This is a genomic window from Halobaculum magnesiiphilum, from assembly GCF_019823105.1.
In the GTDB taxonomy this organism is placed as follows: domain Archaea; phylum Halobacteriota; class Halobacteria; order Halobacteriales; family Haloferacaceae; genus Halobaculum; species Halobaculum magnesiiphilum.
Genome location: NZ_CP081959.1, coordinates 19,165 through 32,967 on the forward strand (window position 1 = coordinate 19,165; position 13,803 = coordinate 32,967).

Annotated in this window: 12 protein-coding genes; 5 read left to right on the forward strand and 7 right to left on the reverse strand. The window is 59.4% G+C overall.

From position 1 onward, the window contains the following. The first annotated feature begins 22 nt into the window (after positions 1-22). The 3 genes from K6T50_RS15340 (at position 23) to K6T50_RS15350 (ending at position 4,301) form a co-directional block, all read left to right on the forward strand. The gene (locus tag K6T50_RS15340) at positions 23-2,911 is read left to right on the forward strand and encodes a DEAD/DEAH box helicase (RefSeq protein WP_225935440.1); all 2,889 of its coding nucleotides are present in this window, start codon (positions 23-25) and stop codon (positions 2,909-2,911) included. A 118-nt stretch (positions 2,912-3,029) separates the two neighbouring features. Continuing rightward, positions 3,030-3,578: a TATA-box-binding protein gene (locus tag K6T50_RS15345; protein WP_222609056.1), complete on the forward strand. Its 549-nt coding sequence runs from the start codon at positions 3,030-3,032 to the stop codon at positions 3,576-3,578. A gap of 189 nt (positions 3,579-3,767) precedes the next feature. Next, positions 3,768-4,301: a TATA-box-binding protein gene (locus K6T50_RS15350; protein ID WP_225935441.1), complete on the forward strand. Its 534-nt coding sequence runs from the start codon at positions 3,768-3,770 to the stop codon at positions 4,299-4,301. Here K6T50_RS15350 and K6T50_RS15355 read toward each other — a convergent pair. The 6 genes from K6T50_RS15355 to K6T50_RS15380 form a co-directional block, all read right to left on the reverse strand. Beyond that, positions 4,298-5,005 carry a M48 family metallopeptidase gene (locus tag K6T50_RS15355; RefSeq protein WP_222609058.1) on the reverse strand — a complete coding sequence of 236 codons (708 nt, stop codon included), beginning with the start codon at positions 5,003-5,005 and terminating at the stop codon, positions 4,298-4,300. The genes K6T50_RS15350 and K6T50_RS15355 overlap by 4 nt on opposite strands. 2 nt (positions 5,006-5,007) lie before the next feature. After that, positions 5,008-8,043 carry a type I restriction endonuclease subunit R gene (locus K6T50_RS15360; RefSeq protein WP_222609059.1) on the reverse strand — a complete coding sequence of 1,012 codons (3,036 nt, stop codon included), beginning with the start codon at positions 8,041-8,043 and terminating at the stop codon, positions 5,008-5,010. After that, complete coding sequence (locus K6T50_RS15365) at positions 8,036-9,430, reverse strand: restriction endonuclease subunit S (protein WP_222609060.1); 1,395 nt, start codon at positions 9,428-9,430, stop codon at positions 8,036-8,038. The genes K6T50_RS15360 and K6T50_RS15365 overlap by 8 nt, the downstream gene beginning before the upstream one ends. Further along, the gene (locus K6T50_RS15370; protein WP_222609061.1) at positions 9,423-10,970 is read right to left on the reverse strand and encodes a type I restriction-modification system subunit M; all 1,548 of its coding nucleotides are present in this window, start codon (positions 10,968-10,970) and stop codon (positions 9,423-9,425) included. Before K6T50_RS15370 ends, K6T50_RS15365 begins: the two co-directional genes overlap by 8 nt. Next, entirely contained in the window at positions 10,967-11,659 is a 693-nt protein-coding gene (locus tag K6T50_RS15375; protein ID WP_222609062.1) for a MarR family transcriptional regulator, read from the reverse strand. Before K6T50_RS15375 ends, K6T50_RS15370 begins: the two co-directional genes overlap by 4 nt. A gap of 68 nt (positions 11,660-11,727) precedes the next feature. Next, positions 11,728-12,315, reverse strand: coding sequence for a hypothetical protein (locus tag K6T50_RS15380; RefSeq protein WP_222609063.1), 588 nt, complete (start codon positions 12,313-12,315; stop codon positions 11,728-11,730). Between the two features lie 195 nt (positions 12,316-12,510). Between K6T50_RS15380 and K6T50_RS18970 the strand changes: the two genes are divergently transcribed. Together K6T50_RS18970 and K6T50_RS15385 are read left to right on the forward strand one after the other, a co-directional pair. Next, entirely contained in the window at positions 12,511-12,735 is a 225-nt protein-coding gene (locus K6T50_RS18970) for a DUF8139 family protein (protein ID WP_225935442.1), read from the forward strand. Between the two features lie 193 nt (positions 12,736-12,928). Continuing rightward, positions 12,929-13,096, forward strand: coding sequence for a DUF1931 domain-containing protein (locus tag K6T50_RS15385; protein WP_222609064.1), 168 nt, complete (start codon positions 12,929-12,931; stop codon positions 13,094-13,096). A 14-nt stretch (positions 13,097-13,110) separates the two neighbouring features. On the opposite strand, the gene K6T50_RS15390 is transcribed toward K6T50_RS15385, so the two are convergent. Further along, positions 13,111-13,734, reverse strand: coding sequence for a hypothetical protein (locus tag K6T50_RS15390; RefSeq protein ID WP_222609065.1), 624 nt, complete (start codon positions 13,732-13,734; stop codon positions 13,111-13,113). Positions 13,735-13,803: the final 69 nt, after the last annotated feature.

The window sequence follows — 13,803 nt, forward strand, 5'->3', positions numbered from 1 at the left end:
ATAATGACTGTCGACTAACATCATGGGACGGCGTTTTCCAACACCGATCTTCGGGATTGAACGCGGACCGGAATGGGTTCCGACACTGGTAGAGATCGCTATCGAGAACGACAACGAATTCACTCGAGATCAGTTCGAGGAGCGCTGTCGTGAGCGCTTGCGCAAACCCGACGGGAGCCGGTATTCGCCGAGTTATATCGAACGAACACTGTCCACGTTCATCCAGATGGGTGTCCTCAGAGAACGCGACGATAAGATCACCGTCTGGGAGTTCGCGCGCCGGTTCCACGACAGCGACATCGAGTATGCGGAGTTCCTCTGGCGTGGCATCAAACAGAGCTGGGTTCTCCAAGGCAATTATCCGGAAGGAATTGAAGGGCTCCGAGATGCGCATTACGTCGTTCGACACGCTGATCGGCCGTTACAAGCCGGGGAGATTCGTGAACGGCTGACCGACGAGTTTGGATACGAGTACAACGATGCTGGGATACGCGGCTATCCGGAACTGTTGACACAGCTCGGTGCGCTCCGGGAAACCGACGACGGCTACGTTCCTGGCTCCAGATCGAGCACTTACGAGAGTCGGTGGCGGGATGTCGACATCTTCCACAACCTCGAACGGTGGATCCATCATCGGGGGCCGACGTTCGATGTTCCAGCTGCTGACATCAAACAGGCGCTCGTAAAGTACTACATGTACCGGGAGTCCGGTGGGTGGGGCCGGCACCGCAGCCTGTACAACCGCTTCCTCGACGACTATGTTCGTGAGACGTCGCGTGAGAGCGACGTAGCTCATCCCCAGATTCATCTGTCTGAAGAATACCAGGAGGATGAACGGGATCGGAAGAGCATAAGAAAGCAAATCAAAGCGAAATTCGATGATATCGACGGCCGCGATCTCGCTGGACTCTATGCCGAGACACTCGAGGACATCCTCGCTGCCGAGACCGAGGCGGAAGCCAAGGACCTCCTCTCAGCGGCGAGCCCCGGTATCTCCCGCCGGGACATTAGAAATGCGTTTGACGAGGAGAGAGAACCGTACACGTTCCCCGCTGGATTTTCGCTTTACGACTGGCAGTCTGAGGCGATACACGCGTGGTTCGACAACGAGGCCAGCCCATCTGAACGCGGCATCGCGCAGGTGGTGACAGGGGCCGGTAAAACGGTGATGGCGCTTGGTGCAATCGACGAGTGGCTGGACAAGCATCCCGACGGCGTCGTCACGGTTGTTGTGCCGACGAAGGTGTTGATGCACCAGTGGCTCCGCGAGTTCCTCGAGAAATTGAACGTCCCTCCGTCGGAAATCGGCTGGGCGGGAGGAGGTCACAAAGACGATCATAGTGACCGTCGTATCATCGTGAGCATCGTCAACTCCGCTGTCAAGGACGATTTCTTGGCCCAGTCGCTCGACGCTGCCGATACTGATGAGCACCTCTTGGTCGCCGATGAGTGCCACCGGTATACGGGGGATGTCCACTCGAAAGTACTCGAATATCCCAACACCGCGACGATGGGGCTGTCTGCGACACCGCTGTCGACGATCGATCCGGAGAACGACGAACTCACCGACGACGACGAGTTCCTCCTTGAGAACTTGGGCTCGCTTTTCTACAGGCTGAGTTACGACGAGGGTGTTGACCGCGGCCTCATTTCCGAGTTCACCATCAACTACGTCGGTTTCGAGCTAACGCCGGCCGAACGTCACACCTACGAACAGTTCTCGAAGAAGGTGTCATCCGCTGTTCGGGATATCGAAGCGCGCTACGGCCACCGACTCGCCGAATTGCGGGGAAACTATTCACAGAATCTACAGACGATTCGCGAGTCGACGGACTCACCGACGCCGGCGATCGCCGACTTCTTCGAGTACACGAAACGGCGGCGTGAGTTGATCGCCGAGGCGGTTTCCCGACAAGCGATCACGCACCGTCTCCTCGAGGACGCAATCGAAGAGGACAAGAAGACGATCGTATTCCAGGAACGAATCAAACACCTGGAGCAGATGGTCGCCCCGTATGATCAGCGGGATGAGAAGACCCAAACGGGCAAGTATGGCTCGAAGGAGAGCGAACGGGCGAGTCTCTACCAGCAGTACGAGGACGAACTCGACGATATCAATCGCGACCTCGAAAACCTGTTTTTCCGTCGCGATTACGCACCCGTGATGTACCACTCCGGGCACCGCAATTCGGAGTGGAACGAGTGGGGGATCGAATGGTTCCGGGACGAAGGATTTGCGAACGTGATGCTGAGTGTCCAGGCTCTCAAGGAAGGGGTTGACGTCCCCTCGGCAGACGTCGGGATCATTCGTGTCTCGTCTGGAAACGTCCGTGATCGCATCCAGACCCTCGGGCGCATCCTGCGAACCGGCCACGATCCGGACAAGCCCTCGACGCTGTACGTGCTCTATGCCCAGGATACAGTTGACGAACGAATCTTCGAGGAAGTTGACTGGGAAGCCGAAATCGGCGGGACCCATCACTACTACAAGTGGGAGACCAGCGACGAAATCATCAAAGGCGAACTGGAGGGCCCTTCGAAGGAGCACGAACCGGACATCTCTGCGTATCAACAACCGGAGATTCCCGATCCGGCCGACCTCGAACGTGGGGATCCATATGAGGGTCCTCGTCGTGGGCGGACTGTGAGCGTCGACACTCAGGGGTGCCCGTTTCGCGACACAGCCGATGGCCGTCAGTATATCACGACCCCGGAAGTCGAAGAAGTGGCTGAGTACGTCCACCGCCTTCGCGGCGGCGGTCGCATCATCATCAATGGTGCCGACCACATGATCACCGTCACCGATGAAGGACCTGTCTTTCTGGGAATTCTCAAAGCCGACTCGCTTGACTACGAAGAACAGACCGAGGACGAGGAGGTTCCCGAAACCTTCGAGGAATTCATGAATTAGGGGGATTGATTCGTTGCAGCCTCGGCGTCTCACTCGGGTTTCGCAGTCGCCCCGGTGAATTCGTTCGTACGAGCGTCATCAGTCGGACTTTTCCCCTGGTGCGGTCTACGACGAGGTAGTGACGGAGCTCGAGGTCGCCAACGTCGTCGGGATGATCACCTATCAGCAGGAACTCGACCTCGCGGCGCTTGCTGAGACGTTCGACGAGCGGGACGAAATCACGGATGTCACCTACGAACCGGCCGACAACCACTGGTTACAGACGCGCTTTGCCCCCGACGACACGTACGTCGCCTTCTATCGGACCGGGCGCTGTTCGATCGCTGGCTGTCGATCCATCGAACACTTCGAAACGATGGTCGACCGTGTGAATGCGGTTATGCGTGAGCTGCTGGATTTCGAGTATGAGCCGGCAGCTGAAATCAGCAATATCGTGGCGACGAGCGACCTTGGCTCGCCGATTCCGCTGGAACTACTCACCCTTGAGCTGGGGATGGACGCCGTCGAGTACGAACCGGAGCAGTTCCCAGCACTGATGTATCGTGGGACGGACCACGTGATCCTCGTCTTCGCGAGCGGGAAACTCCTGTGTACCGGGCTCACCGATCTGAAGGCCGTCTCGGAAGCGGTCGACGATCTCGTCGAACGGATTCAAGCCGTCGTCTGAATGGGCCCTCTCGAAGTGCGATATGGATCGGCTCTTCACTGACTGTCTTACCAAACAGCTGTATCCGAGACAGCGACTAATGTTAGGTAAGCTAGAGTCACGGCTGTGCCGTTTCTGTCCTCTGGGGCCACTTCGTGATTCAACAATACATAAGCAGTCGGTGGGTGAAGTAGGTGACAGCACTGGCTGATGGAGATAGTTAGTACGATGGGATCGGGCTCGCTCGGTCGCGAGCTGGATCTCGATGTGTTCGTCGACGCTCTACGGGAGGCGGTTGAGTACGATATAAACCCTGGCTACAGCGACTCCGGGATGATCACGGTTCGCTTAGAGCCAGAGGGTGTTGCCTATCTGTTCTACCGCAGTGGAAGCTTCCAGATTCGCGGTGCCGAAAACGAAGCGGCTCTTGAGAAAGCGGAGGGCCGGCTGCAAGAGGTATTTGCGGAAATCGGCCTAGAGGTCCCTGAATACTCGTTCGAGCAACGAACGGCCGTCTTCATGGAGAATCTGGACCAGTCTATTGATTTGGAACGGCTAATGATCGAACTCGGGCTCGAACACACCGAATACGAACCGGAACAGTTCCCGGCGCTCATCTACAAACCTCCCGCCTTCGAGGTGACGCTTCTCATTTTCTCCAGCGGGAAGATCATCATCGGCGGAACGATGAGTAAGCGTACCGCTCAGGAGGCCATCGACCATCTCACAGAATCCCTTGGTTAGAGGTCCTCTTCGGTGAAAATCAGCCGTACACTGTTCTCTTTGAGCCACTCGACGTGTTGCTCGTAGTCCGGGTCGTACTGTCGAACCAGCTGCCAGAAGCGACGGGTGTGGTTCCGCTCGCGAAGATGTGCGAGTTCATGAATGACGACGTAGTCGATCACGTCGGGTGGAGCCATCACTAAGCGCCAATTGAAACTCAGTGTGCGCTGGACAGAACAGCTAGCCCATCGCGTTCGCTGGTTTCGGAGTTCAAGACGTCCGGGGTCGACATCCATCTCGGCGGCGTAGTGGTCGATGCGGGCTTGAAAGTACTCCCGTGCCTCGCGCCGATACAGCTCCTCGAGAACGTCTTTGATTCCTCGTTCGTCGACCGCTGTCGCCGGCAGCACAAAGGTCGTTGGCGTTATTCGAGCTCGATCAGTTGTCTCAATCGAGAGCCGGCGCTCGTCACCGAGGTACGGGAATGTCTCACCCTCTTCGAACAACCGCGCTGGGGCGCGCTGTCGATGGGTTTCGTATTCACGCCACTTGTCCAAGATCCACTGAGCATTCTCGTCGGCGACGGTCTCGGCTTCGATCTCCGATCCTACAGGGAGAATGATCCGCACGCCGTGGATGTCGACGTCGATCCGCGGCTCTGTGGCGTCGTCGCTCTCGATGATGTCGTACTGAATGGTTTCGTCGAAGACGTGGATAGCAGGCATCGTTACTCCGCATTCTCGGTGAGATATCCGATCGTCTCCTCCAGGAACTCGTCGTCCTTCGCGAGGGAACTGAGCCCGTGGGTCTTGATCAACCGCTGAATGACCATCTTCCGGATGGCCTTCCGGGTGCTGTCGCGCGTTTCCCAGCCCTCGAAGTCGGTCTGTATCTCCTCTTCGAAGCCTTCCCAGAGGTCCTGTGCGACGTCTTTGGCCGTCTCTTCGTCGGCGATGACGTCGCCGTACTCCTCGTCCAGCGTCAGGTAGATCGCATAGCTGGCGTCGCTGAGCCCCTGCTCGGACAGCTCTTCTTCGAACTCGAGGATCTCGTTGCTCACTTCGGTGAGCCGTTCGACTGCCTCGGGATCCGTGATCGACCCGTTCTGTCGCTTGGTGATGATCCGCTCGACCCGCTTTCCGAACTCCTCGTACTGCGGATTGCTGTCGACACGCGGCTGGAGATGCGCCTGGGTCGCGTGCTCGATTGCGTTGGCTTTCGCACCCATCGAGGGGAGGTCAAGCATCGCTTCGAGGTCCTCGCCGTTGAGCTCGTAGATCGGGAACTCACGTTTGATATCGGTGACGTCGACGTTCTCCTGGAGGATCTTCTGGGTCTGGGCACGGAATTCGTCCTCCGGCGACTCGTCCCGGTTGTTGTTCCGGCGGAAGGCGATGTAGATCGTCAGGAGCCACCGGTACTCGTCGCGGATCCCCTTCTTTTCGAGGTCGGGGTCGGGTTCGAGCGTCTCGTAGAGATCACGCACCTCACGGAACCCCTGCTTGAAATCCCGTTTCTCGGGATGGGAGCTGACGCGAGAGAGACACTCCAGCAGGGTTTCCTGGCCGTCGTCACGCTCGATCCCCTCGAACAGGCTGAGCAGGTCGTCGATCTTCCGCTCGAGCTTCTCGAAGAGTTCGCCGCGCGGCTGCGCGGCCATCTCCTTGACCTCCTCGTCGTCGTACTCGAAGGCCTCGTCCAGGTTCCGGAAGACGCCCTGATAGTCCACGATGAGGCCGTTGTTCTTCTGCTCGGCCGGCCGGTTCGTCCGGGCGATGGCCTGGAGCAGCTTGTGGTTTTTCAGGTTCCGATCGAGGTACATAGCCTTCACAGCCGGCGCATCGAACCCCGTCAGCAGCATATCACAGACAACGACGAGCTTCGGGTTCTCATCGGGGTCTTTGAATCGGCGAATGATGTCGCTCCGCTCCTCGGGGGTGGTGTGGAACTGGCTGATGAGCTTCTTGTCACCGGGTCCGGACTCGTCGCCTGCGCCGGGGTCGTTCGACGTGTAGAGAACCTCGACCTCCTCCGGATCCCGGTACTTCAGCAGTTCCTCGCCGTACAGTGCTGCTGCTTTCCGGCTCGGCGTCACCACCATCCCCTTCCAGCCGTTCTCCTCGACGCCGCGGTAGTGCTCGTCGATGGAGCGGGCGACGGCCGACACCCGCGACCGGAGTTCAGCGATTTCGGTCTGGGTGACGTACTCCTGGATGAGTTCGCGTTTCTCGTCGAGGTCCAGATGGTCGAACTCGGCGTCGAACGCCTGGTTGAGGCCCGCCCTATCGATGTCCCAGTCGATCTCGTGGATGTCGAAGTGGACGGGGAGGATCAACCCGTCGTCGATCCCGTCCTTGATCGAGTACCGGTGGAGGTAGGGGGTCTCGCTGTCGGGGATCTCGTAGTTGCGGAAGGTATCGCGGTCGCCTTCACGGACCGGCGTCCCGGTGAAGCCGAAGTGATACGCGTCTGGAAGGGCGGCGTTGAGCTTCGTCCCGAGGTCCTTCTCCATGTAGCGGTGGGCCTCGTCCGACATGATGACCGTCTCGTCGTTCCCCTGGACGTCGCTGTCGACGTTGCCGAACTTCTGGATCGTCGTCAGCACCAGCGTACTCCGGCCCTCCTCGAGGAGGCGCTGGAGGTGCGCGCCCGACCGGGCGACATCGAACCGGTCGAAATTCAGCGCGTTCAGCTGGTTTTCCATCTGAGACTCGAGGTCGTCCGTGTCGACGACGACGAGAACCTGCGGGTTGTCGAGGACTGGGGCACGATCGCCGAGCGTCGCCCCCTGGATCAGGTTCCTGGCGGCAAACAGCATCGTGAACGACTTGCCGCTCCCCTGCGTGTGCCAGATCAGTCCTCGCTTGTGGTCCGTCGTCCGGATGAGATCGAAGATCTCCTCGACGGCGTAGTACTGCATGTACCGGGGGATGATCCGGGCGTCGCCACCGGGCTGGCGCTCGTGGAAGACGTAGTTTTTCAGCAGGTTGAGCAACGTCTCGCGGTTGCACATCGCCCGGATAGCCTGCTTCGGTTCGTTGTCCTCGACGGCGTACTGCTCGGGGGCGTTCCGCCACGGCATATAGAGCCGCTGCGGCGCGCCGACAGCGGCGTAGCGATACTCGCCCTGGTCGGCAGCGACGTTGAACAGGCCGGGGACGAACAGCCGCGACCGCTTCTCCTCGTAGTTCCGCAGGTCTCGGATCGCGTCGTAGAAGTCGTTGTCTTCCGCGATGGATTTCAGCTCCATCGTCACGAGGGGGATGCCGTTCACGAACAGGTTCACGTCGGGACGGATCCGCCCGTTCGGCCCGTCGACCTGGAACTCGTCGGCCGCGACGAACCGATTGTTCTCCAGGTTCTCGAAGTCGATGAGGTCGACGTAGATGACGTCGACGTCGCCGTCCTCGTCGCGGTCCGTAACGAATCCCTCGGCGCGGAGCGTGAACTTCTTGCCCGTCGTGAGCACTTCGTGGAAGTCTCGGTTCCCGGTGACGAGCGTGTCATGGTTGAGGTCCCGCTGGAGAGAGTTCAGCACTTCGTCGACGTTGTCTTCGGTTATCTCGGGGTTGATCTCACTCTCGACGAGCCACTCGCTCAGGAGGTCCCAGTAGATGACTTCCCGCTTGTCAGTACGGTTGTACTCGCGATCCAAGCGAGAGCCCCCGTACTCACCGTCGAGACCATAAACTTCCCAACCGAGTTCCTCGAGCCACCCGAGGACATCGTGCTGGTAGCCAGCCTCGCTCGGTAACTTAGACATCGACACGCACCTCATCAGGGATGTCTACTTCGCTATGTATCCGAACGTCTCCTGAGACCAAGCGCCGTGAAATGCCTTCTTTCAGGTTCGAAATCCGATTTTTATATTCACGGGTACTCTCTTTATTTTCATCGAGAGTTTCCACTATCTCGACGATCTCGCGTTGCTCTTCTAAAGGTGGTAGTGGAATCTCTATTTTTTCAATACCCCCGATACTCAGGTTGTAGTTGCCTGCAGAGGTCCGAATCCACCCATTCATTTCTACACGGCCTAAGCTAGAGTTGAGAAACTCTCGGACATATTTGGGATGGACACGGTCCTCATCGAACCGGAGACGAATCAGGTACGATGCGAACACGTACGTCTCGTCTCGTTCCTCAAATACGGCACAGCGCCCTGCGTAGTCGGGGTTACCGTTGGTACGCACGATGAGGAGATCACCTTCTTGAAGCGCTAATTTCTCAACAGCAGAGTCGCTCAACTCTGTATATTTTATATCGTCTTCTGTAATCCGACGTTGAACGACGTTGGGAATCCTCAAAGTGGGATATCCCTCACCGTCGCTGTGGGACTTTTCATCAGTTCCATACCTTGAGTCCGTTAGAACCTCTCCTAACCGAACAACCGGCCAATCAGAGGGGATAGATCCAAACTGCTTTTCGGTGAAGTCTTGGTGTTCACGGGTTCCTTCGGTCAGGACTTCGCGAACGACCCCTTTCCGGATGACTTCTTGCTCATCGAGCATGCTCTGTGTGTTGAAAATACCCTGATCTGTGTCGTAGAGGATCCCCGCAATCCGCAGCTGCTCCTCCATCGGCGGCACGGGAATCTGCACACGCTGGACTTCCCGCTTGCTGATCTCTGAGAAGGTGCTCCCCGCCCCAAGACTCTCCAGGTACGGGGCCATCTCGGTGATGACGTAGTAGAGGTACCAGGTGTTCACCTCTTCCCCGGGGATGAGACTCTGGAAGCCCTGATTCGTCGCTATCGGGACGGTGTTGACCGCACACTTCCCGATTGACGCACGCGACGTCAGGAGGACCGAGTACGGCGGCAGCACGTGCGTCGACGTGGATTCGAGCCCGGCCTCCGTGATCTTGTCCTCGGTGTCACTGATGGTGTTGCCCTGCAGCTCCGTCAGATCCGTCGGCGTCGCCCACGGGATGTCGCCACCCCAGTACTCGTCTTCGTCCGTCGACGGGGTACTCCCGCCCTGCACCGTCGCTATCTCGTCGAGACGCTTGATCTCCCAGTCGGCCGGGAGTGAGGGGAAACGGGCCGTTCCGTGCTCCTCCGGATCAGGATCTTCCGACTCGGGTTCCGCAGGCTGGCGCTCGCCGCCGCTGTCGGCGCTCGCGAACTGCTCGAGGTCGCTCTGATCACTCATAGCCGAGCACCTCCATGTGCTGGTCCATCCGCGCCTCGAGGTCGTCACGCTCCGCTCTGAGGTCGTGTAGTGCCGACAACTCCTCGGCGACGTCTATCTCCTCCCGTGGCTCGGTCGTGTCGACGTAGAGCGCGATGTTGAGGTTGTAGTCGTTGGCTGCGATCTCCTCGACGTCGACGACGCGGCTCACCCGCTCCTCGGTGTCCCAGGACCGGAAGTTCTCGACGATGTGATCGAGCCCCTGCTCGGTGAGCTCGCTCTGGTTGCTGAGCTCCCGGTAGAACTGCTCGACGTAGTTGTCGCCGGCGTGGAGGAACAGCACCTGCCCCTGCCGCTCGACGGGCTTGTCCTTGTTTAACACGAGGATGGCCGACGGGATGGAGTTATTCTGGAAGAGATTCGCTGGGAGCCCGATGACGGCTTCGACAATCTCGTGGTCGACACCGGGAATCCCGTCCCCGTCGGGCGAGAGCATCGGCTTGCGGAACTTCGACTCGTGCCGACGGAACAGCACGCCGTGGGGGATGACGATGGCGGCACGCCCAGTCTCGTTGAGCTGGGCGATCTTGTGCATGATGAACGCGTAGTCACCGCGGTCGGCTCGCGGGAGCTTGCCGTCCTCGGCCCAGCTGAAGCGACCGTACTTGTCATCTCGGAGGCCGTCCTTGTCCCAGTCCGCCGAGAACGGGAAGTTCGCAAGGACGTAGTCGAACGTCTCCAGTCGGCCGTCCTCAGTGAACTGCGGACTGCTGAGGGAGTCCTCACGTCGGATTTCGCCGTCTTCACTGAACCCATTGATGAACAGGTTCATCCGAGCGATGGCGGCGATGTCGGGGTTCACCTCCTGTCCCGTCAGTCGGAACCCGTCGGGGTCGCCGCTGTCGGGATCCTCCGCGGCGTATCGGGCCGCACGGACGAGCATCCCGCCCGAGCCGGCTGTGGGGTCGTGGATCTCGGCGCCGTCCGTGTACGGCCCGAGCAGCCGCACCATCAGGTCGGTGATGTGTGGCGGCGTGAAGAACTCCCCACCGTCGCGGCCTTCTTCGTCGGCGAAGTGCCGAACGAGGTCCATGTACGCCTCCCCCAGCAGGTCCGGCGGGACGCGGTGGGTACTGAGGTTGTAGGTACTCAGGTGCTCGACGAGGTTCGCGAGTTTGGTGTCCGTGAGCGCGTCTGCACGACGGAAGTCCGCACGGAAGACGCCGTCGAGGGTCGGCTCGTTTTCGCGTTCGAGCGCGCTGAACGCGTCGTTGATGAACTCGTCGACGCGCTCGTTCTGCTTGCGCAGTTCCTCCCAGCGGTACTCCTCGGGGACGACGAAGTCGTGGAACGCCTCGTCACTCGCGATCTCGGGGTCGTCGTACTCTTCGAGGAGCTCCTCGTAGTTGTCCTGGTAGGTGTCACTGATGGTTTTGTAGAAGACCAACGGCAGGATGTAATCCTTGTAGTCGGTCTTGTCGACGGTGTTGCGGATGATGTCGGCGCACTTGAACAGGTAGCGATCCAGATCGTCGAGGGTTGGGGTGGTGTCGGAACTCATTGTGTGGAATCTTCGTTGAGGGCGGTTAGCATGATCTGTGCGGGCGGGTTGCCTGGCATGTACTCCTCGAGGACGTCCTCAAGGGCAGCCAGCCGGGCAAGCCCGTTGCGGGTCCGATCGAGAACGACGGCGAGCCGGAGGAGTGTCCGGACGTCAGCGTTGTGAATGGCATCCTCGCTGAACGTCTCGCTCGTCACGATGCGGGCGGCCGCGTGTTGGACGAGTTCATCGGCATGATGGCACACGTCGGGGACCGTCCGGAGGTGGCTAGCTCTCGTCGAGTCGATGAACGCCGTGGCGAGCACCGAAACCAGCAGCTCGTTCTCCGCGAAGAGATCGGGGAGCTGTCGCTTGGTTTCGGTGCGCTGGTCGTTGACCGCGTCGAGTTCGTCGTCGAATGGCCCGTCTGCGCGCTCGCGGGCAAGGTACATATCGACGTGCTCGCGGTACAGGTCCAGCAGTGCGGCCTCGTCGATGCGGTAGCGGTGGTCCTCTTGTACGACGAGACCGGTATCGGCGAGTTTCCCGACGTTGTTCGATACGGCACCCTTGCTGTGCGGTAGTCGGTCCACCAGTTCCCGCTGGCGGAGCTGCTCCCCCTCGTCGAATTGCGCACGGGCTAACTCGCCGAGGATGTCGGTTTGGGTACGTCCCTCACGTGGTGTGAGGAGTGTGGCCGGTGATGGCATAGATGGTTGGTGTGGTCGTAGGTCAGCCAGCGGCTACGGCGGCACGTACCGGCTGTTGAGCGGCCTGATTATCCCTCGATGCGGACGGCGTGGGCGTGGTTCTCGCCGACGTCGGAGATGCGAACCTCGACCTCGTCGCCCTCGGTCAGGTCCTTCTCGGGCGCGGCCACGAACGTCACGAGCCCTTCGATGCGGGCGATCGCCGTCGGATCGCGCGGGTCGTCGTAGTTGGTGTCGTCGACGACGACCGTACGGGTGTCACCGACGTCGACGATGTCGGTGGCGTCCCGTTTCTGGGCGTTGACGTGGGCGTCCTCCTTGTCGAGGACGCGGCCCGAAAACAGACCTCGAAGAGCGTCGAGGTCGTCGCGAAGGCCGTCGACCTCCTCTCGGAGTGCTTCGACCTCTGCCTGCTGCTCGTCGAGTTCCGCCTCTGCCTCCTGGAGGTTCGCGAGGAGCGACTCGTACGCACGCTCGAGGTCCTCGACCGTTTCGAGTCCTTCCTCGATCCGTTCGTCGAGTCCCTCGATGCGGGCGTTTTGGTCTTCGAGAGCCTCGGGAACCGCCACCAGGAAGGTGAAGAGGTCCTCGAGACCGTCGAGGTTCGATCGGATGTGGTGCGCGTGCGTACCGCCGTTAGATGCGCTGGATGCCATTGCATCTGTACACGTTGAATGGCAATACCATAAAGATTACTCCTGTAGTGGGTGATCATAGAGTTGTTTATCATATGTGACTTGGTGTTTTGTCTTCCAACCGGGCTCATCGCTAGTCGTGTCGACGTTGAGTAGACGGTAGCAGAAATCCACATCTCTATCTGACTGCTCACCAGAGAATAGATACCAAAGCGGATGACCCGACGATTCGAGATTGGTGATGCCGTTCGTATTGATATCCCTGACGAGACGGATCCAGACCATGACCGTCTCCACGGCAGTCGGGGCGAGATCACTGCGATCCTGGAAGACGACGCCGGCGAGGTCACGGGCGACGTTCGCGACACGATGCTGTACCGCGTCCAACTGGAGGATGGCACGGAAGTTGATGTCCGATGGCGCGATCTTCGTCCGCCGTAAACGACCGTCCTCACGAGGATAGCTATTCGAACTTTCGAGAAAACCTTACCAAACACTACTGCGCAGTATCCCCTCTAATGTTTGGTAAGATACGGGCCGCATTCAGCCTCTTATTCTTCGTAATTCCCGAAGAGCGACGACAATCCGGGGAAGAATATCTACGTTTATGTGAGCGATGGCTGAACTGGGGCCTATGGCAGACCTGATTGTTAAATCGGCCGTGAAGGACGCACTCGATGACACCAACGTCTCCGCAGACTTCTACGAGGCGCTGGACGACGAAGTTGCCGAACTCCTCGATGACGCTGCACGACGAGCTGAGGCGAACGAACGGAAGACGGTCCAGCCGCGCGATCTGTAACCGACGCGTTGCGATCAGTCTTTTCTGAGCGGCGTGGGAATCCCGCCCGCAGTAAATCGAGCGACCGCTCCGCAGCTGGGACACTCGTCGACGAACGCACAGACTCGAAGCGTGGTTTCTAACTCGCGAACGCTGCTACACACGGAGCACTCGTACGCGGTGCGATACCGGACTGACGGACGGTGGTGTTGCTGTGGTGTATGGGAGTTCGATGCCGGTGTCGCCTTGCCGTGAGACGCTGCTGTCCGCGCTCGCTCGCGGTTCGTCGTGGACTGATCGTGATCGAGCTGCCAGGCCGAATCGGGAAGCGTGTCGTAGATGCGCTCTGGCTTACTGAAGCCAATATCGAGAGCAGCAGACTCGGCTGGGTCGCGTGCGTCATCTGATCGGGGCTCTTCGACTGAGCTCCCGTCGACGTGTGATGTGTCTCGGTGACCCAGAGGATCCGTCTGTGCCCATGCACCGAGTTCGACGGCCTCTGCCTGCTCGTAGAGCACGCCGTCGATGGCAGCGGCCAGTTCGGCGAGTGGCTCAGATATCTCGGACTCGCCGTGTTTCTCGACAGCGTGCTCGAACAGCCATTCGCGGAGCGTCGCTGCGGTCTCTCTATCGACCGTGTACGATGGGACAGCGTTCATTCGTTTCTCACTCCGTTCCTCTTGGATGCGACAAACCACACACTGTCTCCATCCCCTTGATGAGACTCT

What these genes read in the sequence shown, in the direction of transcription:
- K6T50_RS15370 (WP_222609061.1), bottom strand. Translation starts at nt 10,970, where the DNA reads ATGAGTTCCGACACCACCCCAACCCTCGACGATCTGGATCGCTACCTG.
- K6T50_RS15360 (WP_222609059.1), bottom strand. Translation starts at nt 8,043, where the DNA reads ATGTCTAAGTTACCGAGCGAGGCTGGCTACCAGCACGATGTCCTCGGG.
- K6T50_RS15375 (WP_222609062.1), bottom strand. Translation starts at nt 11,659, where the DNA reads ATGCCATCACCGGCCACACTCCTCACACCACGTGAGGGACGTACCCAA.
- K6T50_RS15380 (WP_222609063.1), bottom strand. Translation starts at nt 12,315, where the DNA reads ATGGCATCCAGCGCATCTAACGGCGGTACGCACGCGCACCACATCCGA.
- K6T50_RS15390 (WP_222609065.1), bottom strand. Translation starts at nt 13,734, where the DNA reads ATGAACGCTGTCCCATCGTACACGGTCGATAGAGAGACCGCAGCGACG.
- K6T50_RS15385 (WP_222609064.1), top strand. Translation starts at nt 12,929, where the DNA reads ATGGCAGACCTGATTGTTAAATCGGCCGTGAAGGACGCACTCGATGAC.
- K6T50_RS15340 (WP_225935440.1), top strand. Translation starts at nt 23, where the DNA reads ATGGGACGGCGTTTTCCAACACCGATCTTCGGGATTGAACGCGGACCG.
- K6T50_RS15350 (WP_225935441.1), top strand. Translation starts at nt 3,768, where the DNA reads ATGGAGATAGTTAGTACGATGGGATCGGGCTCGCTCGGTCGCGAGCTG.
- K6T50_RS18970 (WP_225935442.1), top strand. Translation starts at nt 12,511, where the DNA reads ATGACCCGACGATTCGAGATTGGTGATGCCGTTCGTATTGATATCCCT.
- K6T50_RS15365 (WP_222609060.1), bottom strand. Translation starts at nt 9,430, where the DNA reads ATGAGTGATCAGAGCGACCTCGAGCAGTTCGCGAGCGCCGACAGCGGC.
- K6T50_RS15355 (WP_222609058.1), bottom strand. Translation starts at nt 5,005, where the DNA reads ATGCCTGCTATCCACGTCTTCGACGAAACCATTCAGTACGACATCATC.